29 protein-coding genes are annotated in these 23,069 nt (G+C 49.3%); 15 read left to right on the top strand and 14 right to left on the bottom strand.

Translation table 11 applies throughout. The annotated features are described in order from the left end of the window. Positions 1–279: 279 nt before the first annotated feature. Entirely contained in the window at positions 280–903 is a 624-nt protein-coding gene (locus tag QXE01_05140) for a hypothetical protein (protein ID MEM4970618.1), read from the bottom strand. Positions 904–1,049: 146 nt separating this feature from the next. Continuing rightward, entirely contained in the window at positions 1,050–1,625 is a 576-nt protein-coding gene (locus QXE01_05135) for a hypothetical protein (GenBank protein ID MEM4970617.1), read from the bottom strand. Between the two features lie 108 nt (positions 1,626–1,733). On the opposite strand from QXE01_05135, the gene QXE01_05130 reads away from it, so the two are divergent. The 3 genes from QXE01_05130 to QXE01_05120 all read left to right on the top strand — a co-directional run bounded on the left by QXE01_05130 (position 1,734) and on the right by QXE01_05120 (position 3,253). After that, on the top strand, positions 1,734–2,243 hold the full coding sequence (locus QXE01_05130; GenBank protein MEM4970616.1) for a hypothetical protein: 510 nt from the start codon (positions 1,734–1,736) through the stop codon (positions 2,241–2,243). Positions 2,244–2,302: 59 nt separating this feature from the next. Continuing rightward, positions 2,303–2,773, top strand: a complete 471-nt coding sequence (locus tag QXE01_05125; GenBank protein ID MEM4970615.1) for a hypothetical protein — start codon at positions 2,303–2,305, stop codon at positions 2,771–2,773. 81 nt (positions 2,774–2,854) lie between these two features. Continuing rightward, complete coding sequence (locus QXE01_05120) at positions 2,855–3,253, top strand: hypothetical protein (protein MEM4970614.1); 399 nt, start codon at positions 2,855–2,857, stop codon at positions 3,251–3,253. On the opposite strand, the gene QXE01_05115 is transcribed toward QXE01_05120, so the two are convergent. Continuing rightward, positions 3,174–3,611, bottom strand: a complete 438-nt coding sequence (locus QXE01_05115) for a hypothetical protein (GenBank protein ID MEM4970613.1) — start codon at positions 3,609–3,611, stop codon at positions 3,174–3,176. The two genes, QXE01_05120 and QXE01_05115, sit on opposite strands and share 80 nt — an antisense overlap. A gap of 43 nt (positions 3,612–3,654) precedes the next feature. Next, positions 3,655–3,987, bottom strand: coding sequence for a hypothetical protein (locus tag QXE01_05110; protein MEM4970612.1), 333 nt, complete (start codon positions 3,985–3,987; stop codon positions 3,655–3,657). A gap of 72 nt (positions 3,988–4,059) precedes the next feature. Between QXE01_05110 and QXE01_05105 the strand changes: the two genes are divergently transcribed. The 3 genes from QXE01_05105 to QXE01_05095 are packed head-to-tail and all read left to right on the top strand — an operon-like array spanning position 4,060 to position 5,802. After that, on the top strand, positions 4,060–4,995 hold the full coding sequence (locus tag QXE01_05105; GenBank protein MEM4970611.1) for an ATPase domain-containing protein: 936 nt from the start codon (positions 4,060–4,062) through the stop codon (positions 4,993–4,995). A gap of 23 nt (positions 4,996–5,018) precedes the next feature. Beyond that, on the top strand, positions 5,019–5,495 hold the full coding sequence (locus QXE01_05100; GenBank protein MEM4970610.1) for a TFIIB-type zinc ribbon-containing protein: 477 nt from the start codon (positions 5,019–5,021) through the stop codon (positions 5,493–5,495). Further along, complete coding sequence (locus tag QXE01_05095) at positions 5,461–5,802, top strand: hypothetical protein (protein MEM4970609.1); 342 nt, start codon at positions 5,461–5,463, stop codon at positions 5,800–5,802. Before QXE01_05100 ends, QXE01_05095 begins: the two co-directional genes overlap by 35 nt. Here the strand turns inward: QXE01_05095 and QXE01_05090 are convergent. From QXE01_05090 to QXE01_05080, 3 genes are read right to left on the bottom strand one after another with little or no spacing between them, the layout of a single operon-like run. Further along, on the bottom strand, positions 5,750–6,091 hold the full coding sequence (locus QXE01_05090; protein MEM4970608.1) for a hypothetical protein: 342 nt from the start codon (positions 6,089–6,091) through the stop codon (positions 5,750–5,752). The two genes, QXE01_05095 and QXE01_05090, sit on opposite strands and share 53 nt — an antisense overlap. A 43-nt stretch (positions 6,092–6,134) precedes the next feature. Then, positions 6,135–8,798 (bottom strand): hypothetical protein, encoded by a 2,664-nt coding sequence (locus tag QXE01_05085; protein MEM4970607.1) that lies wholly within the window; start codon positions 8,796–8,798, stop codon positions 6,135–6,137. Next, positions 8,795–9,952 carry an AAA family ATPase gene (locus QXE01_05080; protein ID MEM4970606.1) on the bottom strand — a complete coding sequence of 386 codons (1,158 nt, stop codon included), beginning with the start codon at positions 9,950–9,952 and terminating at the stop codon, positions 8,795–8,797. Before QXE01_05080 ends, QXE01_05085 begins: the two co-directional genes overlap by 4 nt. Before the next feature lie 77 nt (positions 9,953–10,029). Between QXE01_05080 and QXE01_05075 the strand changes: the two genes are divergently transcribed. Continuing rightward, positions 10,030–10,455, top strand: a complete 426-nt coding sequence (locus QXE01_05075) for a hypothetical protein (GenBank protein MEM4970605.1) — start codon at positions 10,030–10,032, stop codon at positions 10,453–10,455. A gap of 155 nt (positions 10,456–10,610) precedes the next feature. Here QXE01_05075 and QXE01_05070 read toward each other — a convergent pair whose 3' ends face one another. Then, the gene (locus QXE01_05070) at positions 10,611–11,942 is read right to left on the bottom strand and encodes an ATP-binding protein (GenBank protein MEM4970604.1); all 1,332 of its coding nucleotides are present in this window, start codon (positions 11,940–11,942) and stop codon (positions 10,611–10,613) included. Between the two features lie 269 nt (positions 11,943–12,211). Between QXE01_05070 and QXE01_05065 the strand changes: the two genes are divergently transcribed. Beyond that, a complete protein-coding gene (locus QXE01_05065; protein ID MEM4970603.1) occupies positions 12,212–12,874 on the top strand; it encodes a hypothetical protein in 663 nt (220 codons plus the stop codon). Between the two features lie 147 nt (positions 12,875–13,021). On the opposite strand, the gene QXE01_05060 is transcribed toward QXE01_05065, so the two are convergent. Beyond that, positions 13,022–13,465: a hypothetical protein gene (locus QXE01_05060; protein MEM4970602.1), complete on the bottom strand. Its 444-nt coding sequence runs from the start codon at positions 13,463–13,465 to the stop codon at positions 13,022–13,024. Between the two features lie 67 nt (positions 13,466–13,532). Between QXE01_05060 and QXE01_05055 the strand changes: the two genes are divergently transcribed. The 5 genes from QXE01_05055 to QXE01_05035 all read left to right on the top strand — a co-directional run bounded on the left by QXE01_05055 (position 13,533) and on the right by QXE01_05035 (position 16,502). Then, entirely contained in the window at positions 13,533–13,910 is a 378-nt protein-coding gene (locus QXE01_05055; GenBank protein ID MEM4970601.1) for a hypothetical protein, read from the top strand. Positions 13,911–14,015: 105 nt separating this feature from the next. Continuing rightward, on the top strand, positions 14,016–14,387 hold the full coding sequence (locus tag QXE01_05050) for a hypothetical protein (GenBank protein ID MEM4970600.1): 372 nt from the start codon (positions 14,016–14,018) through the stop codon (positions 14,385–14,387). 101 nt (positions 14,388–14,488) lie between these two features. Further along, positions 14,489–14,860: a hypothetical protein gene (locus tag QXE01_05045; protein MEM4970599.1), complete on the top strand. Its 372-nt coding sequence runs from the start codon at positions 14,489–14,491 to the stop codon at positions 14,858–14,860. Between the two features lie 39 nt (positions 14,861–14,899). Continuing rightward, positions 14,900–15,631, top strand: coding sequence for a hypothetical protein (locus QXE01_05040; protein ID MEM4970598.1), 732 nt, complete (start codon positions 14,900–14,902; stop codon positions 15,629–15,631). A 13-nt stretch (positions 15,632–15,644) separates the two neighbouring features. Then, entirely contained in the window at positions 15,645–16,502 is an 858-nt protein-coding gene (locus QXE01_05035) for a hypothetical protein (protein ID MEM4970597.1), read from the top strand. 3 nt (positions 16,503–16,505) lie between these two features. Here the strand turns inward: QXE01_05035 and QXE01_05030 are convergent, their stop codons facing one another. After that, positions 16,506–16,901, bottom strand: coding sequence for a hypothetical protein (locus tag QXE01_05030; protein MEM4970596.1), 396 nt, complete (start codon positions 16,899–16,901; stop codon positions 16,506–16,508). Positions 16,902–16,911: 10 nt separating this feature from the next. After that, a complete protein-coding gene (locus QXE01_05025; GenBank protein ID MEM4970595.1) occupies positions 16,912–18,129 on the bottom strand; it encodes a hypothetical protein in 1,218 nt (405 codons plus the stop codon). A 62-nt stretch (positions 18,130–18,191) separates the two neighbouring features. On the opposite strand from QXE01_05025, the gene QXE01_05020 reads away from it, so the two are divergent. Beyond that, positions 18,192–18,719 (top strand): phospholipase D-like domain-containing protein, encoded by a 528-nt coding sequence (locus QXE01_05020; protein ID MEM4970594.1) that lies wholly within the window; start codon positions 18,192–18,194, stop codon positions 18,717–18,719. Between the two features lie 80 nt (positions 18,720–18,799). After that, positions 18,800–19,303, top strand: a complete 504-nt coding sequence (locus tag QXE01_05015; protein ID MEM4970593.1) for a hypothetical protein — start codon at positions 18,800–18,802, stop codon at positions 19,301–19,303. Here QXE01_05015 and QXE01_05010 read toward each other — a convergent pair. From QXE01_05010 to QXE01_05000, 3 genes are read right to left on the bottom strand one after another with little or no spacing between them, the layout of a single operon-like run. Then, on the bottom strand, positions 19,300–21,420 hold the full coding sequence (locus tag QXE01_05010) for a hypothetical protein (GenBank protein MEM4970592.1): 2,121 nt from the start codon (positions 21,418–21,420) through the stop codon (positions 19,300–19,302). The genes QXE01_05015 and QXE01_05010 overlap by 4 nt on opposite strands. Before the next feature lie 51 nt (positions 21,421–21,471). After that, the gene (locus QXE01_05005; GenBank protein MEM4970591.1) at positions 21,472–22,173 is read right to left on the bottom strand and encodes a hypothetical protein; all 702 of its coding nucleotides are present in this window, start codon (positions 22,171–22,173) and stop codon (positions 21,472–21,474) included. Continuing rightward, the gene (locus tag QXE01_05000) at positions 22,170–22,850 is read right to left on the bottom strand and encodes a hypothetical protein (protein MEM4970590.1); all 681 of its coding nucleotides are present in this window, start codon (positions 22,848–22,850) and stop codon (positions 22,170–22,172) included. The genes QXE01_05005 and QXE01_05000 overlap by 4 nt, the downstream gene beginning before the upstream one ends. Positions 22,851–23,069 lie beyond the last annotated feature (219 nt).

Raw genomic sequence — 23,069 nt, 5'->3', positions numbered from 1 at the left:
CCAAGGTCTGTTTTATACTCATGCATCCTAGAAATGATCTCATCAGTTATATCCCTATCATCTCCCCGGATCCTCTTTGCTACCTCCATACACCCACCAAGATATAGATATGACCCCCTCCCCGCCCTAAAGGGCGGGGTTTTGCTGGGGTCTCGGGCGTTACCCCCCTTTATGGGGGCTACTAACTAGCAAATGGATTGGGGTCTTAAAAATCTAACCCCGCCTTCAAAGGCGAGGTTTGCCAACTATCAAAATAGATATATGGTGGTCAGTTGGTTTCTATAGCATGATGAGATGTAGGATTCCTCGTTTCTCGAACTCCCTGGCGAGCCTCTCGATCTCCTCAGCTGCTTCTCTATCTCCCTTCAAAGCCTTCTCAGCATATGTGTATGTATATTCCTTTACAGCGGCTAGGGCTGCTGAGTATGTATCCATGTTCCTCCTCCTCAGAGCAGATCTCACGAGCCACGCCACATCGTGGTAGTCCCTCACAGCCAGCATGAGCCCCACTATGAATCCTATGTGGTTAAAGTCCCTCCTAAAGATATACCTCGATATGCTGTATATCCTCGGCTCTATCCTCCTCGTGATAACCACGTATCTCACGTTTCTGAAGATAACGTTCATGGGATCCAGATCCTCTCCTAGGACAAGCTCATCGACCGTGTATGTTAGTATGGGGCCTGAATGCTCCGCAGTAAACCCATTGGATCTGAACCGGCTGCTCACACCGTATCCCCTGAACATCTCGATCACATCATCCGCATCTAGATACCCATTGCCCCTGAGCTCGGCATCTAGGTTTGACGCGATCTCCTCAGCCCTCTCATCGAAGAATCCTTCGAGCTCTATGTATGACCCGGCTGAATACCTCCTCCTAGCTGCATTGATCTGGCTGTGCACAGCACACCCTAAGACGAAACGTGAAAAAAGGGCTGAGCATGGAATATATAACCTTGGCAGCAATAATAATATCAGACCCTAGACCGCTCAGCATTGCTGGGCGGGGGGAGATTGAAAGAAGATGGAGCTTGAAAAAGGAGTGTAGACTATCTCGTTGCTTCCTCTATGAACCTCATGACGAGCTCTACAATTGTTGTGTTGGATGATGCGTATCTAGCTGCGAAGTCATGGAGATATAGCTTCTCACCGCCCCTCACAACAACCATATCCGGGGTGAATGGGAACGAGCCATTAACACCCATAGCCATTACCAACCCCCTGGCACCCCTGTCCATGCACCCCCTGGCAGGGTCTGAGAGGTCTGTGCACGCCGTTACATATATCTCTATACCCTGGTACCTCGATAACACATTCTCCAGAACATCCTTGAACGCGTTTGTTGCCCCGCATTGCTTGCTGTAGAAGAAAAGCACAGATCTATCTCCGAGGGGTCTGGAGCCTATGAAGGGTGTGCCGAATATGAAGACGGGGTCTGGCATTCTCTCGAGCATAAGGGATCCATTGTATATCCTGACTAGATACACGCCATCCGGTATATATGCCCAGTCACCCCACATATACATAACGCTGTACCGCTGTGAAGCAACATATGTATTCAGGATCCCGCCACACAGCGATGACACTATGAAAACCGCCAGGAGTAGAGTCCTCTCCCTATCCATGCCACCACCAGATCATATACGAAGCGGTATAAGCATTCCACTACTCGGGAGCAGCCTACCTCCTATGAGGAGTGATTCCCTTATTATGGTCTATCCTCGGTGGGGCTGATGTGTAAATCGATTGTCTATGATAGCTTCTCTGGGACACTTGTTTGTGAGGATAGCGGTGAGGTGATCGAGGAGAGGCTTCCGGAGAACTACCTAGCACCGGATCTAGAGCCATCGAACACGGATCTTCAGAGGGGGAGGTCTGGGGAGCTTGCAGGGCTTGTGCTCAGGATCGCCAGGAGGCTTAGACTGCCTAGGGAGGTCGTTGCAACAGCATCATCAATAGCCGATGGGCTTGAGAGGGGTGGTTTTGTCAGGAGGTCTAGGATCTACTCATACGCGGTCGCATCTATAAAGGTCGCCTCCAGGATACACGGGATCCATGTCCCGATAGAAGGGATAGCAAGTGCAGCAGGTGTCCCAAGGGATAGGCTTAGGAGCCTCATGGCATGCCTCTCAGCCACGTGGTATGTTGCGGAGAAGATCTACCCGGGGGCTAGGAGGAGGTGGCTAGAGAGAGAGGCCGGTGAAGAGACAACAGAAGAGAGACCTATTGCTGTACCAGCATAGATATCTCTCAATCCGATCTATACGCTTTTAGATATATGGTATCTGCTCTGGGTATGGGTTTGAGAGCGGTATCGGAGATCTATGCATCTCTCCTCCTCATAGGTGTTACAATAGCAGCCATCATAATAGCCCAGAGCATCTTGATACCTCTTGTGAGTGGGCTTGCAAGCAGCTTCAACAGATCCGTTGATGCTTCGATGACATGCAACAGGATCAAGAACCCATTTGGATACACATACCCCGGGATCGTTGTCTGCACAATTGTAATAACATGTTCGGGGACATGCGGTGGATACGCAACTATATCTAATATCATGTATGCCTCTGCACAGTCATCCGGATCCTCACCGAAAGTCATCACAATAACCCCATCCTCGCTTGGTGCACAGAGTATAAGGATCCTCCAGGGTTCCTCGAGCGTTTCAATAGTGATCCCGTTCCCAACGGGTGCCACAGAGCCGGTGATAGTAACGGCCACTGTAGCATCAGTCGATATGGGGTTCGTAAAAACGATCACAGCGTATCTCTAGCCAATTCCTTTCAATCCCGGCAGGGTCGGATACTGTTATTGTTGCATGGCTTATGGTTCCGCCTATATGTGGGGTGTTGATATGCATAGAAAGGTCAGGGAGATCCTTGTTGGGAGGGGGATGCTGAGGCTATATGAGAGGGGTGTTGAGGCTCTTAAGAGGCTTGAATATATAAGTGATCGTGGCTCGTACTATGTCTTCTACTTCAGATCATCCGAGGAGTCCAGGAAAAGGGGAGCCCCGGCTTTCTACACCGTGGCTGTGAGTGGGAAGGGTTTTAAATGCACATGCACATCAGCCATAATGACGAGCTATGCCATTGGTGATGAGAGGGGGTGGAGGAGCCTGTGCAAGCACTGTGTTGCAGCAGCTATATATCTAGAGGAGAGGGGTCTTCTAACTAGTGAGATGCTTGCTGCTCTTGAGGAGTCCGCTGATCTTGCTGCTTCTGTTTCGAAGCCTTCTGCGCTGCCCTCTTAGAGATCTTCTTCACAGTCTCTACAAGATCTGGCACGGCGTGGATTGGGATTGAGGCAATTATATCCGAGACACCCTTTATATGAACATCAAGAACCAGCTTTCCATCGCTCACCCTTATAACAACCCCGGTGCCTGGGAAGCCCGATGCTCTTTTGAAACCGAGCTCCTCGAATAGAGACTCTAGCTCCTTGACAACCTCTGGATCCATCCCCCTAACATCTATAGAGACATAGATAGCCCTGCCCCTGGCTATGTTCCTCGAGAGACTCACGAGATACCTGGCAACCTCGTACACGCCTGAGAGCACCCTGGCTGGGATCGATGGCATCGCAGGCTGGTAAGATATAGCCAGAGTCATGGTAATCCATCTAGTTATCCATGTATAAGCATTGTATAAATGATCAGAGCTTTAGATAGACATACCTGATCGACCATGTTGTCTTATTATCCCCGTTGCCGGATTCTATGCACCAGCACAATGCTGATCTGATAGCCATGCACCTGGATATCCCGAGTCTCTCAGCAACGGTGTCCAGAGCCTCTAACTCGTGCTCGTCGAGCCTCACACTCCTAACAACGAGGCTAGATCCATTGGCATCGCTGGTCAGTGGATAGCCGCTCCTGATCCATGATCTGATGCATCTTCTAACCAGGGAGCTGAAGCTATTCCCAGAACCATATCTCCTGACCATCAACACCATATCGTCTGGTATCTTGAAGCTCACAACAACCATCAGCCAATACCCATTAGAATAGAGGAATATTTGGAACGCATTTCCAAATTGCAGTATATTTTTGGTGGGTCTATGTCTGTCCATGCATATCCAGCCCCTCAGAAGGGGCAGAGGGGAGAGGTCAGAGAGGGGAGGGAGGCTAAAGAGGGGAGGGGCTTCGAGATTGGCAGGATAAGGATATCGATTCCGAAGCTGAACGAGGATATAGAGGGCGGGTTCCCCGAGAGAGAGTTGATACTCCTCACCGGCCCGCCCGGCTCTGGAAAGACAATCACAGCTATAAATATACTTGCCGATGCAATAGCTCAGGGGATGATCGCTGCGTATATCTCCAGCGAGATGAACTCGTACCAAGTCAGGATGCAGGCTAGAAGCGTTGGTATAGAGCTACCGAGGTTCGAGGACTTCAGGGTGGACAGGGATCTAGATCTCAACTCACCGGTATTTGTGGATGCATATGCCTTCACAGAGGTATCGAGGCACCTGGCTGAGGAGAGGGAGAAGAGGAAGGGTGAGGAGGGGAGGAGATATGTAAGCCCATACAGCCCAGAGACATTCCTAGCAGCCCTTGACATGCTGCTGTCGAAGGTATCTTCGAAGGCTGGGGGGCAACAGCCTGTGAAGATGCTCATAGTGGCTGACAGCATATCGACATACCTCTCATCCGCAGCTGTCCTTGCCAGGAGATTCGGAGTCCAGATCCAGTCTGTGCTGAGGAGATACTCATTCGGCGACAGGGATAGGGCACCTATACACACGACGATGATCCTCGTGAGCCAGATCTCGAGCACGACCGGTACAACATATGGCTTCCCGATAGAGCATGCTGTTGGAGGCATAATAGAGTTCAAACTAATAACACCTTCTAGGGAGGGTGAGGAGCTGAAGAGGATAGCATATATAAAGAAGATGAGGTATACAAACCACTACCTAGGCACATACAGGGTTCTAATAGGCTATGAGGATAAGGATGAGAAGAAGTACTACCCGATATACTTCAAGAGATAGGTGTTGGTGGGGTATCCAGCAACATGATCCAGGGATATGCCTTGGAATGCAGGTTCTGTGGTGGAAGGGTTATATATGATCAGGGGACTGGCTATGGTGTGTGTAGCTCCTGCGGATCCCTCACAGAGGATCGATATGCCTATCAATACTCATACTCAGATATAACCCATAGCAGCCCGATATCCAGGAGAGCAAATAGGGAGAGGCAGGGAATGACATATGATGAGTTCCTCGAGGATGTAATGGCAGCTGTGCTGAAGCTGTCCAGCCAGCTCGGGATCCCTGGTGATGCTGTGTGGAGCCTTGCAATGAGGCATACGGAGATATGGAGTGGGAGGATGAGCAGGACGATAGCAGAGGTATTCGCCCTGGCATACTGCATCCTAAGCGGGAACAGCAGATGCATAGATATGATAAGGTCTATGGCTCAGCAGAGGTTCAGAAGGCTGATGCTACTTGCAGTATATGTCGAGAGAGCCGAGAGGGGGAAGACTAGTTAGTCTTTTAATATCTATTCTGCCCGAGATATTCAGGGTTTCAAAGGCACAGGCGAGGCTTCAGAGGCTATTCAGCGAGGAGACATCCCCAGAGCCTATCATGGAGCACGGGTTGATCGATGGACAGCCATATCCAGAGGGGACTATACAGAGGATATACATGGATATAGCTGTAGAATCCCTTGAAAAGGCTTTTTCAGAGGTGATGAGGCTGGCTAGAACCACAAGATCTTCTGAGGTGCTCCTAGGATATAAACCTATATTATCCCGAGGCTCTTCCTCCGATCAACATGGTTCTGCGGGGAAATAGCTCTTCTTCTAAGCAGTCCTAGCCCCTCAAGAATAGACATAGCCCAGTCAAGGCTATCCTTAGGAACAATTAATCTCCAGTTTTTGTCTAGCAGAACCTCGTACCTGATTTTACCCGGCTCACCATCGATCTCCACAGATATCTTCACATGCCTATCATTTATTATGTTATCTAGTGTTATGTTCTTTAACTCAGTCATAATACCAGATAGAAGGGTGTCCATGCAGTCCACATCATCATCCCTACACGGTACTAGTATCTTTCTCCTCTCCCTGCCGTTTCCCTCCATCTCCATCCACTAAGTAAGGATAAATGTATAAGCTCTCAAAGCACTAGATCCCCTTAGAGGAATATACCTTATATAATATATAGTGGTAGTTTATTGAGAACTCGATAGCGATCTTGGCATCCTCCCTGGATGTGTGTAGGGATGTGAATGTTGAGCTCAGCTCCAGGGGATGTGCGACTGCGATTGCAAAGTGTGATAGCATCTCAACAGCCTTCTCCCTGATACCCAGGATAGATGCTCCATTGACAGCCTGTGGTGGTAGCATAGCCTCTATCGATGCCTTCACCTTGGATGACTCCCTGGCATACTCCTCTGGATCGGCTATCTCTATCGGGATCAAGCCGTAGAGCAGCGAGGCAGCCCTTAGATAGTCATCTGGGAGAGGCACGAGATATAGAGCCGCTATCCTTCCAGGCCCCATATTCGCGTTGAAATCGGAATACGCAGAGGATATCATGTATATAGCTGATAGAAGCCTTGAGAGAGCCTCCACAACACCGGCCTCGCCAGGCTGTCTCTGGAAGAAATACAGGTTGATAGATGCTGAGGGAGGCTCTCCAAGGGTTGCAGCTGCATCTGCCAGGGAGAGGAAGGAGACGCCCTGTGCATCTATCACCCTGAACATCCTCTCAACCGGTATGCCAACAAGCTCTCCACTCCTCTTTAGAAGCCTGTATAGAAGGCAGCCCCATGGGTTCTGGAGCGAGAGGGCGATGACCAACCCAGATTCAGAGTATGCTGATAGAGCCTCTATTGATTTCTCGCTAACCATGGACTCTATAGAGCTATATATCGCCGCGACAGCCTCTGGGGTCGGTGATGGTGATGATACCTCAATATCATCTGTGCATCCATATCTAGCGTTTATAGCTGCCAGGAGGACATCATCCCCAGTCCTCGGCATGGGCTTGGGAGATGCCCTTATAACGAGTGTTACCTGCTTCTCAACCCTCCTATACCTCCCCCTCATAGAGGCTATAACAGCTACTGTGAAGATAGCCAGCACAGCTATTGACAGGAAGAACCTGGGATCCTCATATATATGGCTCACAGGAACCTCTATATAGCCCACGAGAGGGCCGCTATATATATAGAGAGCAGATGGCCCGGGAGGCCTCGGGATATCCATGCCATCAACCGAGAACCCCGATATAACCATCCACGTCTTTGTAAAGCTAGCCTGTGACTCCTTCAACGCTACTCTCAGGGTGAAGAACTCGTAGATCGGGCTGAGCTCGTATGTATATCTCGGGGGCTCCATATAGCCCAGAGCGGCTTGATACAGGTTATCCGGGCCCGAGAGCCTCACTATATATAGACCCTCAGTCCTCGGAAGATCTATTGAAAAGGGGGGCCTACCATATGCCCTTGAGAAGAGCCCGAGGATAGATGAGTTATAGGATGCCATGTAGACCTCAAGCTGGTAGGAGTCGGAGGCGGGGAGCCCAACACCTATGGCTGCGGTGCAGATATCGCTGGAGCATCTAGCCTCCACAGACACCGAGTTAGAGACACCAGCACCCAGGATATCCCCGCTCTGGGTCATCACTATAACCCCGACCCTCTTATACTGTGGAAGGGGGCCGAAGAAAGCTATACCCCTATAAGGTGTTCCATAGAAAACACTGATCAGGTTGATATCGTCTGAGAGGAGGTCTAGAAGGGCTGCCCATCCAAGACCAACAGGTGTCCCAGCACCTATGACGGCCACGTGGTTTGATAGATATACAACAGCTGGCAACCCACTGGCATATGATATGAATACATATCGCACCTGTGACATGCAGCTGGCAACTGGCTGGAAGAACGCTAGCCTGAGATTGCCGGAGCCCAGGATCCTTGCTATGGCCAGCTCCCTGTCACCGGAGATCGAGAGCCTCTCCCCTGCTAGGGGTCTCAGGCATGATATGTTGTTGAAGAGATAGTCAAAGCCAGATCCACGCCTCACAGCCAGCGTGCTGTTCGAGACATAGATCTCGTATGGAGATATAACACCCTCGGTGCCCGAGAACCCTATGTATATCGTGGGTGTATACCAGGATCTCCTTATGATGGAGAGGAGATCTATTGATGGGTAGGAGTCGAGGAAAGCTATCCTCGTGCAGTTGGCGAGAACAGAGACCGGTGGGGATGACGAGGCATCGATCCTGTCTATGCCCGGGACAAAGCTGGATATATCCCTTGCAAGCCCCTTCTCAGGGACTACATAGCATGCCCTGCCATCGGGCACACCCTTAGCGATGACAACATACCTCTCGGTTGATGTTGCGTTGATAGCTATGTATCCCTTGCCATTTAGATTGACCGAGTAGACGCCCCACAGCCCGCTGCTATATTTCTCGATATATGGTTTTATCTCGTTGCTCCTAGATCCAAAAGAATATATATAGAGGGACTGCGGTGGGTAGGACACCCTGAGGGGTATAGAGACAAACTCGCCTGGTCTAGCCCAAACACCGGCTAGAACAGTGGATCCACCGATGTCGACGCCCGTTATGTATATAGATTGGTTGGGGCTTCTAAGAACAGCCCTCAGGACATAGCCGCTCTCGGTGAGCTCTATAGATGCCGTGTCGAATCTAAGAGATACTGGTGGGGGTGTGAAATAGATTATGAGGGATATGATGAGCATCGAGACCATTAACGCGAAGCCAACTATAGGGCCTAGCCTCTCTAGAAAACCCCTGCTCCCTGTCCCCTGCATCATCTAGACCCTGGAACCCTTGTTATGACCCCTTCCCTCAGCAGGATCTTCGTCAGTGCTGCCCCGGCTCCCCTGAACATTATGAAGATCGGGTGGATCTGTCTTGAGGTGTACTGCTTATACTCAGACCAAGAGGGGTCGTAGGGGACAGCGTAGATCTTGCCGGCTGAGGATGCCTTTGGGAAGCCCCTGCCCAGGAAGCTATATATGCTCGTCGATGTGAAGCCATCTGAGCCGGATAGGATCGATGGGTCTACCTTGTTCACTATTATCCCACCGCTCCTCTCGACAATCCCGTCAAACCCTCTGAAGCTCCCGACAAAACCTATGATCTCCGCCGGGGTAACCTCCCCAGATGACACATACTCCGTCACCAGGAAGACGGTGTCGCTCTTCTCAGCAGCCACCTGGATCCATTTGTAGGATGGCTTGTGGATCTTAAGCCTATCCGTTGGAGGGAGATCTATGAATACCCTTGTGATCCCTAGCTCACCAGCGATCTTCCTCAGAACCTGAACCATAGCAGCAACCTGCTCGTTCAGCTCATCAGCAGGCATATCGAAGAACCTCTCCCTCTCGAACTCAGCTATGCTCAGGGGAGCGGCTGGGATGAAATATATATCCCCTAGATATGCTAGTGGAACAGGCTCTCTATGCTCAGTCCCAGGGGCTGGTATGAAGAGGCCGTGGACATCGCTTCTGACAAAGGGTGGCCCGCCGATCTCCTTGGTTATGACTAGCCTCTTGTTCTGCTCCATCGCCTGCAATATCTTGAGCGATTCCTTCAGAAGCCCTACAGAGGAGAATCTCTTTATATCCACCACGCTCTTATATATCCTGCTATAGAGCTCTTCACTCCTCATACCGAGGCTCCCAATGGTTATCATTGTTGCGGTCATATTCGTTATATCTAGATCCACGATCAAAACCTTCTCCCCGGCGGCAGAGGCTATGAAAGCAGATCCAGTGGCTAGAAGGCTCTTCCCACACCCACCCTTGGTAGAGGAGAAGGCTATGACGAGAGGCCCCTCATCCAAGCCCGCAGTTGGCTGGGGCTGCTGCCTCTGTGCAGCCTCCTCCACCACCTCCTTCTTAGCCTCCGATGATCTGGCCTCCGAAGAGCCCCTACCCTTTCTCAGGAATGGTAGGAATGGCATGTAGCAGCACCACCAGAGATTCCACGCAGGGATTTAGCTAGCAACACGCTTTTCGCCGGAGATATGTTGGGTTGGATATGGAGATAGCTATAAGCAGGAGGTGGTATGAGGATAGTGCTGCTGAGTTCCTATGCAGACCGCTCCTCGAGCTCGGGGTAGACGGGTGCTCAGCCACGGTAGCCCCTGATTCGTTTATACTTGTCAATGCTGAGAAGGGGTATGAGCATATATCGATCAAGATAGATTTCAATGACGCTGTGTGTAGATATGATATGACGGTCAGCTACATAGACCTTGCATCCAACGCCCACTACTCCATAGCTATAGACCCCCTCTCCAGCCAGGGATCAAGCGGTGGCTCTGACACAGCTATGATGCTTACAGAGGCTGTCAGGAGGAGGCTGGAGCCGCTGATCAGGAGGGCTATGATGAAGATAAAATCAATGCTGATCGACAGGGACTCATGCTCAGAGCTCTCGGAGGAGGCTATGAAGATGCTATGACCCCCTCCCCGCCTTAAAAGGCGGGGTTTCGCTGGGGTCTCGGGCGTTACCCCCCTTTATGGGGGCTACTAACTAGCAAATGGATTGGGGGCTTAAAAATCTAACCCCGCCTTCAAAGGCGAGGTTTGCCAACTATTATATATCATCCTGGCTATCTAGTCAGATATTGTGAACTCGTTTATAAGGGCCATGGACTCTGATAGCCTCACAAACTGCGTAGGTGTTGTTGTCCTGGGCGATACTATGTTCAGCCCCGGGTCTACCTCGCTGTCAACCTTGACGAAGAAGGCTGCATTCGGGTTCTCAACATTTGTCTTAGTAGCCCATAGGGATCTTACGAGGCACCATCCCCTCTCAAGATTAAGTATCTCCTTAGCAGTCTTCTCAGGCACGCCAGCCTTCTTAGCGTAGTCCACCACCTTCGGATCGTTTGGGTTGAAGATGAAGAGGGTTCCAACAAGGCTTAGAATCGTTTCGCTGAGATCATCGAACTTCTGAGTAGCAACACCGACCATGAAGCCATACTTCCTAGCCTGCCTGATCAGGATCTCTAGGGGTGATTCGCCGCTCCTGGTCTTCTTAAGAAGGATCCAGCCCTCATCGACTATGAACACAACCCTTATTGTGTTCTTGACCGGGAGCATTGTCTTCATGAGCTGGTATAATACATTGAATATATATAGTATAACTAGGTTCCTGGCCTCAGCCTCGAGATGCTTGACATTTATAACGGTAACTGGTATGTTTAGGAGCTGTGCAATCGGTATAGATGCTGCTCTTGAGAAGTAGTCAGTCCCGATCCCGAATACCCATCTGCCGAGTCTATCGTACAGCGAGTTGAGGCTCTGGATCCTCCCCCTACTCCTCCTCTGCTCCCTCCTCTGCTCCTCCTCAGCTATCTCGCTCCTTATCTCCCTCACAACATCTAGAAGGGTTGGAACCTCCCTCCACGTGCTGGGATCCGATGGTTTGTAGCCCTTCTGATGGTGATAGACCTTGAAGATGATCTTCTTCATAAGGGAATCCATCCTAGCAGCCTGTCCAGGTGCTATGTTGAGAGCCTCGCGTATAGATGGGACAACAACATTGGATACCCAGAACTGGTAGCTCACACCCTCAGGGCTGTCGAATATGTTTAGATACGAGTCCACACCCACTCTGAGCTCCACACCGTGTATCCCCAGCCTTGCCAAGTGGCTCAGCACCCTCTTATACTCCCCCTGAGGATCTATTATGATCACCGGGGGATCTATCGGGTTCCTCATCTTGAGCCTTAGTATGAGGTTCATGAGAAGCTCGCTCTTCCCATACCCAGGGCTCCCCAGTATAGCAAACATAGGGTTCACAGGTGCGAATGGGTTGTAGTAGTACGGAAGGTTCCTGATCTTCGTGTTACCGATGTATATCGAGTACCTATCGACATCCCTGGGGACTATGCCTGAGCTCACAGGTATGAGCAGCCCTGAACCTGGCTCCGGGATTGTCATGATCCTTGGGCTCCTAACAGAGAGATCGTTTATATAGTATGGGCTGTGGAGCTTCTTCAAACCTATGTTTGTGTAGAACCAGCTCAGAGATACCCCCGACTAATCTATGCATGCCGCTTAAGCATATAGCTTGGCGACCCATTGTTTCAGTGATCTCGTTGTTTCAGGGTGAAACAATGGTGGATCGGTGAAACAGAGGATCAACAAATGTAACATTCATTGTTTCAGAGATCCCCAGAGTAACAAGCAATTGTTTCAGAGGAAAATATTTGGCGGCTGAAACAATGGTTGTCGTGCTATCCCTCAGCAGCCCGCCAGCGGAGTGCATTGACAGCGATATATGCATAGCCGTGTATGGGGGCACCGATAGCGAGAGATCCAGGAAGAGGCTGTTTGAAACAGCTGTTAGAATAGCCATGCTTGTCGGAGATGAAAACATGGTTATATCGGGCATAGAGGATCAAGTAGATGCACGCTGGGTTGCAAAGGCAGCTGTGGACGCTATGAGGAGAGGCATATGCGTAAGAATACAGGGTGCAGAGGGCTTAGACGTTATCCTGGAGGCATGCAGGATATCCAGAAGGGCTGCCGAGGCATGGCTAGAGCCGATAGCAGCTGCGATCGAGAGGACAGCCCAGAGTAAAGGGAGTATAGAGCGTAGAGGTGGGAATGTTAGAAGCCCGGCACCATCTATGCTGAAATACTATATAGAGTATGTCGGCAACGCTGTGGAGGCGTGTAGAAGGATTGAGGAGAGATATGTTGCAAGCATAGCAGGCGGGGAGTCTATCAGGTCTGCGTGGAAGAGATTCGTGTCCGAGGAGAGGGATTTCCTCGAATTCCTATCCAGACTCGGTATGAGGGCATCCTTCAGCTCGTTCTACAGAGCAATAAACAGGGTTATGGAGGGTGGGTGCTCCAATAACTTATAATCCAGATAAGCTATATGTATTGGTGACCCCGGGTTTCCGAGATCCGTGGTTGAACCGCGGTGAGGGGCCCGGGGAGACCGAGATGAACCCGAGGGCGGCTCAAACCGCTCTCGGGCGAACGGTGCTCAGAAACAGAGAATATATAGATCATGCAGAAACTGCTCTGACATTCGAATTTCTCTTAGACCTGATCCTCTCTATAACCTCGGATACTATGTTATCCAGCTCATCTTGGTGTTTCTTAACAAGGTGATCCTCTGGAAACACATTGATTATATAGGTTCTACACCGCCTGCAATATGGGATGCCGTCTCGCGTCTCGATAACCCTTTCAACACCCATACCCATGATCTCTGGGATGGCTTTTTCGATAAGGGTTATGGCTACTCCGTTGTTACCTGCATGCGTCTTCAACTTACTCATAGTCCCTCTGAGTGTGTGTTTCGAGATACCGTATCGATCGGCTATCACGCTGAGACTGTCGCTGAACCTGGCATACTCCATCAGAGCCATGAGCACATTCTCCTTCCCACACATAGCCTTTGCCACGAGGAACCTTATAGCATCCCTAACACCCATATAGATACCCATTAGATAGCCCATGTTTAAGGGGTTACAGCATCTCACTTATTCCAGGATGTTTATAGGTGTGGTGTGTTTGAGCAGGCAGGACGCATATCTGATTGATGTCTTTGTAAGGGATGGGTCTATAGTTCTGAGGATATCGAGGCACAAGATAGATATAATCAGGGATGGGGACTACGAGGTTGTGGAGATGACTATAACCCCAGAGGCTGCGGAGACACTTGCGAGGAGGCTCTTCAGAGCATCGAGGCTGGTGATCCCAATAGGGGCTAAGGAGGTTACGAAGAGGGTTGCAACAGCAGAGGCGAAGGCCGCCGCGGCTGAGAGAGCTGCTAGGGAGCTAGCCTCGGAGGTGAAGGAGCTGAGGGGGGAGGTGGATGAGGTGAAGAAGATACTCGAAGAGATAAGAAGGATTGTTTCGCAGACCCCTCAATCTCACACCACCCAGTAATGCCCTTTCAATATCCCCCCGCCCATCGCAGTGATGGGCGGTCTGGAGTCTTAGATTGCCATTGCTGCCCAGCTTATATATTCCATGTTTACATGGGGTGGGGTCATGAGCAACAGCTGTGCAAGGTGGCTGGCACTCATAGCCTCCTCAGGCAGGAGCAAGATCCTAGGAATGATCATAGACCATCTATCCGGCCTGGACAAATACCCGGGGAGCGATCACGAGGATATAGAGGATATCATAAAGACATATAGATCGATCTGTGGAGACGGCTCCAGAAGAATGGTTGAGATAGCATATAGAATCCCGCCCCTGTTCCAGCCATACGGTGATATAGATATATGTGTTATCTGCGGTGCAAGCATAGCAGGTGATGAGGAGAAGGAGGAGCATCTGCTGAGAAACCATAGAAACGAGCTCGAGAAGATAGCTATTTTCATATCCACAGCTTCTTCGAAGAAAACAAGAAGATCTTAGCATGATTTTTTAAACTTTCAATCCAGCAAAACCACCACCAAGGCGAGGAAGAGGTCAGAGCCGCATAACCTTATCCGTGCTCTGCACCTATTCGGAGGGCTTTGGCAGCAGCTTCTAGAGGAGCCGGTGCTGGTGCGGGTGGGAGGGCTGGTGAGACAGAGGCTGCTAGGATTATAGTTAGCATGAGATCCCTGCTCGCTGTGCTCGACAACCTGATGATCAGCGTGCCTGAGGAGTGGAGGGATAGGCCGCATCTATACAAGGAGGAGATCAGGAAGATAAAGGATGAGATATCGAAGTCATCAGAGGTGGATCTAACTGCTTTGATGGCAAGGCTACTCTGCCTTGATATCCGATACGAGGATTTAATAGATGCATTCTCGCGACTAGTACCAGATGAATACGACCGCCTCGTATTAGCGGCGGCGGATGCGAGGCTGATGTGCATAGAGAAAAAAGAGGCAAAGCTCTAGCAAACCTAGCTTTTTTCAATCTATTGATTGGGTATCCCCTTGTCTGAGATGGAGATACTGGTCTTTGACATCGCAAAACCAACTACCGTGCCCTGGAGGGCTGCCGCGGCAGTGGTCAATGGATCTATGATGCAGGTGGATGTATATGCAGACGCCGCCGAGCAGATATCGAGGTATATAGAGAGCTTCACCCCTGTCAAGGTGTCTGCTAGGATAGAGTCTCGAAGGGTTGTAGAGCTACTCTCAGAGCCAGAGCCAGTCCCTCTGGAGGAGGCATCTGCCGTTATATCTAGTGCTAAGCTAGCCGTTAGAATGCTGATCCAGCCACCGAAAGCGGGCATTATAAAAGCTAGGGTTGGGGAGCAGTGTTACATCGTTCAGAGGAGGATGAGCACAACAAACCTGATGATCCTGTTCAACGACCTCATGTCATTCCTTGGAACCGTTATGATGAGCAGGAGGGGTAATGGGGAGAGCCCATGGATCCACTGGGTTAGCAAGCTGTATAAGGCACGGACATGCTCTGAGGACGGCATAGATGTGATAACGAACCCGATGCTAGGCGTGCCAAACCTGATCATACCATATGTGTTCATAGACTTCACATCGATCCTGAGGAAGGCCGACGCTGCATGCGGCGGCTGCTGGGACAAGCTGCTGGAGGATATGGAGGCTATGATGCCTGGTGGGGAGAACCTAGTGAGATCCCTGAGGGGAGGGTCTGCAGCTAAGGAGGAGGCTGGGAAGACATTAATAACAAAGATAGAGTAATGCGGTGTCCAACATGCTATATGTATACGATGCAACGATATATACAGATTATTATAATAAGAAGAGGGTGATACTATACGCGTTCTCAGATAACAACGAATTGATCGAACACACACTGATCCTCAGCGACCCCGCTATGACTAGCTACGATATAATGTCAGAGATCTACGATGTCGTTGGGGGAGGAGCGATAGTAGCAATCCAGGAGGATGTAGATGCAGTGCTGACACCAACAGGAGATAAGTATATGGTGGACTACATGACAGGATATAGGGAGGCATCTGAGGAGGAGATATCAGCGATACTAACAAAGATCCAGGAGGGGTGGTACGGGGACTACTATGTAAAGCCGATTAAGTTCAAGCTAGGTGATGTTGTGGGTAAATACACAAGCACAACAGCAAACCTACTAGATCTTAGGCTTCAGATCGATGGGAAGATGGCGAGGGTGAGGATTATACAGACGATCGCGAAATCATATAGCTCTGTTCTCTCAAAGCTAAGCTATATATACACGGATCTTCTGAACATGCTCCATAAGAAGGGCTATATACCGAACAAGGTGGAGGATATACTATCAGCGATACTATCTACACAGACATTCGCAATCACATCCCTAGTCGTGCCGGGCAGGAGTGTAAAGTCACCAGCGATATCCATGTTCAGATGCGAAGCCATGTGGATCTATATGAAGCCCCTCGAACATCTATTCCAAGAGCTTGAGAACCATGTTGAAATGGATAGACAGCTTGCAAGGCTGGTCTCAACATATAGATCTATTGTCTCTAGACAGAGAAACATAAAGATCCTGGATGAGATGCTCAAAAACAGCACAGCGAGAGAGGAGAAGAAGGAGGTAAAAATAGAATAGTTTTTATCCCCTGCACCTGGCGGACACACCCTCGATCGATGATGCGACTACAAGGTATATAGATCCGTATGTGCTGTACGGGGGCGGGACATATATATACATTATCGATGTAGATCCACCGGGTATCACGGTTCTATTGCTCTCGAAGAAGTAATAGCCACTAGGTGTTGTTAGAACAGCCACAGCGGATACCGTGGCTGCTGCCCCGCCCGTGTTCGCAACGCTAACAGATATTCTGAGCGTGCCATCGGGGAATCTATCTGCTGAGTACACACATGCTATGGAGGATGGGACTATGAACACAGATAGCGAGTACTGTATAGCGTAGAAAGAAGAGACAGCAATCGCAATAGCTATAGCAGCCACAGCTGTGATCAAAACAGCGGACGCCGCTTCCAAATATCCCACCCTATGATAGGAGTGTCATTTCTAGAAGGGTCTCCGGAGGTATATAGCTAACAGCTACAGCAGGATACCCGGTCTCCCACGTAGGCGTCCCAGTGATCACGGGGTTTAGCTGAACAGCTATCCCGAAGCCCAGGTACTGACCATTAGCATATACACGGTAGTAATCGCTATACCCGCCGCTCCTGACCTCTATATACATCTGCCTCGGATATTCATAGCTGATCTTGAAGCACCTCAGGACAACGAGGTATACAACGCCGCCGGCACCCGGGCTCATGGATGTGCCAGAGGATCCGCTGAGCAGGCTTGTGGCAACATATCTGGGATCTATTGTTCTGCTGAGAACAACAGCATCAAAGTATGTCAGGTTCAGCGATCCCCTGCTTGAATACCTCATGAAAACACCGCCGGGGGAGGCGGATAGCACCGCTGGAAACGATGCCTCGGTCTCGAATGCATAGCCAGTACATACAGCTACATCGAGGGATTGATACCAGCCGGCAACCCTCATCGAGACCCCCGAGAAATACCCCTTCCTGTTATCCCTCATAACTGCTGCGGCCTCATGGGTTGCCCAGCCTGTCTGGGAGATCTGGGCGAGGGTGAACCTGTTTCCCTGCCCCTTGGTGATTTCCGATACAGGTGCTATTGATGAGAACACATCGGATCCATATGGGTTCTTGGTTGAATATGTTGCGAACGCTATGAAATACCCGGTTGTCGAGATAGTCATATATACGAAGCCGAGGTTTACTGCGAAGGTCTCGGGCCAGAGATCTGTTGGTGCCGCCGCACCTATATACCCACCACCCGTGGAGAGGATATATACCGGGGTTGCTGCGAAGACACCCCTCGATGTCTCAACAACAACATGCGAAGGTGCTGTATATGTTAGGAATGGCCCGAATATATAGTAGTTGCCAGGCGATAGGGTTAGGGATCCGCTCCAGATTGTCCAGCTACCATACCATGGATATATAGCATAGATCCTGGTTATGGTCTCGTCAAGAACACCTGTGTTCCTCACACCGACATAGAGGTTTACACCCATAAACATGGCCGCGGCCCTAACCCTCTCGTTTGACTTGGCAACTATATCCTTTGAGAGGGATATAGATGTGTAGTACGATGAGAATCCGATTGTGAGGGCACCTGCTACCGCTGAGAGTAGGAGTACGAAGGCTGCTATAGACAGCATCGACTCTATAGCAGTGCTCATAGATATCCAGCTATGTATCAGCGTGGTAAAAGCCCTTTTTCCTCGAAACCATCTTGGGGATCATGGGTCTCGAGGAGCTCTGCCTAGGCCCCTTCTGCATAGACTCCTGCCCCAGGGTATCGCTCATATCCAGCTTCTCACAGCAGTCTGTGTTATCGACAATAGCATCTGCTATTGAGAACGCATCGAGGATAGTTACTGTGGCTTCGTTCGTGATAACCCTTACAAGGTCAAGCCCAGCCGCAGCAAGGATCAGAACAGCACTAATCAGTGCTGCTAGGAGAGGCGTTGATGTCCTGGTAATCCTAGACGGGGTTAGAGAGAATGCAAAGAGATATAACTGCGGAACAGCTAGGGTGCTCGGGAGAAGAGGCGTCAATGTCTGGCTTTCGAGAGGCAGATCTCTTCATATGAAGGTATACGCAGCAGATGACACAGTAATAGTTGGCAGCATGAATGTAAGCTCACAGGAATCGCTAGAGGCAGCAATAGCAATAGTCTCCAGAGACCTTGCATACGCTGTACACACAATGATAAGAGAGCTAAAAGATAGATATGGAGGTACGTGGGAGTCTGTATGCCATAATTAACTAGAACAGCAAATCTCATATAGAATAGAAGATACAGAATAGGTGGAAGCTAATTATGGCATATAGATTGGGTGGTATATATGCCTGAGCTTAGGAGGAGAGTATCTAGGGCTGATGTGGAAATAACTGATGTATATGAGAAGCTTGAGGAGATAGAATCGGTTGTTATGCAACTAAAGACAATGCTCTCAAACACAATCGAGAGGATCGAGGCACTCGAGGAGGCAATAAGATCAGGAAAGGGGAAGGGAGAGAGACAGGGACAGAGGAGGGCTAAACGTAGCGGTAAGACTGCAATAGATATATTAGCAGAGCAGGGCTATATCTTCGCATCTGAGATCAAGGCTAGGGGTGATGCAAAGGCAAGGATAATAGATGCTATAAAGAGGAGCGGAAGAGCGATAGTGATACAGGGGTCATCGGACACGCTGTTGATCCACAAGGACTACCTCGAGACATTCCTCGATGTGCTTGAGAAGAAGGGAGAGGATTCACTAGATGACAAGCAGAAGAAACTATACTGGATACTCACAGAGAACAAGCTCTTGGAGAAAACACCCAGGGGATATAAACTAGCTGTTTAGATCGTCTGGAGGGTGTTTAGAGCCTCATCCAGCTCCTCCTTACTCCCTATATTGATCACCAATGGCCTGTCGCTGACATAGAATATATATACCCTCACGTTGTTCTCGACTGCGTATCTGTATAGCAGCTCTACAAGGGTCTTCAGATGCTCGGTATCATATGCAGCTGGTATGTCGATGATCAGGGGTATTGACCCGTCAAAGCCCCAGCGGATCCTTATATAGTCTGATAGGAAGCGGTTCAGGAGATAGTTGAACGCAACCGACACAGATACTAGGTACGATATATATGTGCTCGTGCTCATGATCCTCGGGCTGAGAACCCTTTCCCTGTTGCTCTCAATATATCTTGTCAGAAGCGTCTCATAGAACCTCTCGAATATAGCTTTACAGCCGTCCACATATGATTTGATGCTCCCGAGATCCTCATCTGTTATTGCCTCCTCATCCTTCGGTGACCTCATAGCCTCGATCTTCGCTATCTGGCTCTCGATCTCTTTAAGCCTCCTCTCGATCGACTCTATCTCATTCACAATCCTCTTCCTCCTGTCATCGCTAGCACTAGCTAGGGCTTTCCTATATTCCTCCTCGAGACGCTTTACCTCCTCCTCAACCCTGCTGATCTCCGTTGTCAACGTGCTATATCTATCCACCAGTGAGGAGACATCAACATCGATCTTGTTGCTCTCAAGCTTCTCCTTCTCATTCCTCAGCGAATTCAGCACTGTCTCGATGCTAGATAGCACAATCTGGGCTTCCTTCTTGATTGCAATGACATCCCTGTAGATCTTTGTGTACAGCTCTCTCCCAAGCCTCTCAGCAGCCTTCTCAAGATCATCAACAGCTGACCTCAGCCTGATCACAGCATTGTCAAGATCTCTGGTATTTATCTCAGCTCTACCAAGCATATCGGCAACAACTGTTAATAACGATGCAAGTGAATCAAGACCTCTGCATGCATCCCCATATTTTGTGCACATAGATGCCGCGTCATCAATGCTTTTCTTAACATCGCTAATCGTTTCAGCATCACCACCGTATAGCTTTATGTTCGATATCTCGTTGATCTTACTCTTGATCACAGCAATCGTTGTCTCGAGCTGCGGTATTTTTACCCTCTTCTCCTTATCATCTATAACAACATTTCCAACCATGCTTGATACCGTGTCCGAGGCATTTTTCACCCTCGCCATTATAGACTCTACTGTTGTGATCTCCTCCTCTATCTCCCTCCGCTTCTTTTCAATGCTAGATCTATACACAGATACTGTGTCTGCGAATGCCCCCAGATTGTTATAATCTACGCTGATCCCGAGCTTCGATGCCACGCTATTCAGCTCCTCCTCAATCCTTCTCTTCTCATTCCTCAGCTCGTTAAGTTTCATCTTCCTCCTCTCAAGCTCCCTCGATATAGTGTTTATATCGATCTCGGATATCGCTGCGAGCTCAGACCTAAGCTCATCCAACCTATTGCTCAGCTCATCAGCCTCTTCCTTCAGCTCCTCAAGCAATCTCTGTGCAGCAACCTCATCCGCGTCCCGTGGCTTTATCCTCCTCTTCCCTGGCTCTGTTGCAAATGCATCTAATATCCTCTTCTTTCTCTCAAGCAGTTTCTTAATCCTAGCACTTGCTTCCTTATCGAATCCAAGAATATCGAAGGTCTTCAACGCACCATCGATCATCCTATCAAGGAACGTGCTCGGTGTCTCCGGAAACATTGTAAGGGCTGGTTTGTTTCTAGCAACATATCTCATCGCATCCTCAGATACGAAGATCCCGAGACCGCTGTACTGGTTATCCTGGTCGAAGTTGAAGAGCATGTACCTCTTGAAGAGATCCAGGATCTCGCCTGGATTGTGAACCCTGACCCTCGCCACCGTAACCTCTTTACCCTTCTCAACCTCTACCCTGTGCTCCTCGACCAGGACGTTGCTCTGTAGATTCCCTGTATATGCGAAGATCTCGTGGATGATCCTCGCGGCAAAGGACTTACCATAGCTATTCCCCGCAAGCACAAGAGTGACCCCGGGGTCTATTCTGAATGGAACACATAGTGGCTGTCGATTCTCAGCGGCGGATCCGGAGAGGCTCTCAACACATATAGTTGGGCCCTTCAACCAACCAACCACCCCTAAAGATTAAGCCGAATTATTGTTGAAGTCCAAAGCTTATCCCAGCTGTGTTGCTAGTTTCAATATATATGTATGTGCATATAATCTTCTTTTGTTTTCGTCTTTAAACCTGATTTCGAATGTATAGTGCCTGAATAGATCCCTAACCCTTGGTGTTGGGCTATTGACTAGGCTATTCAATAGCTCGAGTGCAAGCACACCGAGATCCATGCTGAGTTTCTCCCCAAGTGTCTCTTTTAACATGTTCGCGAGTACAAGTGATCTGATTGCTATGCCGAGTCTCAGCATATTGAGACTATCCCTGGCATCCCTCCCCTTCTTCGAAAGAATAGGTACAACAAATCCCGTCCTGCGATCGAATATATACCTATAGTCCCCGAGTGCATCGTAGATCGACAGAACCTCCTTCAAAAGCTCGTCAGCCCTGACCACGGATTTTGCAACGCCGAGGTTCATCAGGCAATATACCGCTGCCATGGCGAGCCCGGCTGTCTTTGTTATCGATGTGTCCTTTAACGTTGATATCAGATCAACTCCCACACCCTCCACCATACCTAGTTTATACCTGTGTAGGTGTAGGGATGTTTCGAAGAAGAGATCCCTGATCACTGCGGAATATATATCGGTCGGTGCTGTGTAGAAGATCTTGTCCTTCGCTGTTATGCTAAATATATCTGTATCATCAACAAATCTTATCCACAAATACCTGAGTATATCATGTATCTTCAGCTCGATCATCTCCTCACCCCCATGTCAATAATATATAGCCTTAGCACTACATCTGACTTCACAAGCCTAACACTAACTATCTCTGGGATCGTCTTTGTAAGGGGCTCTCCCAGGGCGTACGAGAACAAAATAGCTATATCTGGTGGCAAGCATGAACCCCCGCTCCCCATGTACTTGCTGGTCTTCTCGTATATATCGCATATCGCTACAGCCTTTAAAAAGGATCCGACCACGAACGCGTTGTAGACATCCATACTCCTGATATCGTCAGGGCCTATTTTCCCATCTGCCAGCATATCAAGTAGATTTATAACACGCATTAGTGAGAACCTCAGGAACACACTAACATGTGTCGCAGCATGTTGCTGCTTTTCATATGTACCATATAGCCACTCATAAACATCCGTAGCTCTCCTCGCAAACCTTTTTATGTTATCTTTATCTATTTTCACGAGCCGTAGTGGCAGGGCAGCTGTAAGTGCCATATATGAGAAGACAGATGATACCTTCTCGACATCGCTCTCGAGGAATTCGCTGAGCAATGTAAATCCGTGCTCGAAGAGGTATGCTTTTAGCTCGTTATAATGATCAGCGAGTATCCCCTGCACCAACAGCTCAGCCCTCTCAATACCTATCTGCTTCACCACGGAATCGATTAACCTGTACCCGAGGAGATCTTTAATCATCTACCCACCAAAACATACATTGCTAACGGGGTATATAAATAAAATGCCACATTAATCACATAGCGTTACCTCACTACCTTACCGCAGTATCAGTAATTACCGCAGTATCAGTAATTACCGCAGTATCAGTAATTACCGCAGCCTCGCTAACCGGTTCTATTGTTTCTTTCTTGTTCTGATCATTGATGCTGTTATTATTGCGATTGCTGTGATTGCTGT

It is taken from the genome of Sulfolobales archaeon (genome assembly GCA_038897115.1).
Lineage (GTDB): Archaea > Thermoproteota > Thermoprotei_A > Sulfolobales > AG1 > AG1.
Note: the sequence above shows the minus strand (reverse complement) of the source record. Positions and strands in the feature narration are given on the sequence as shown.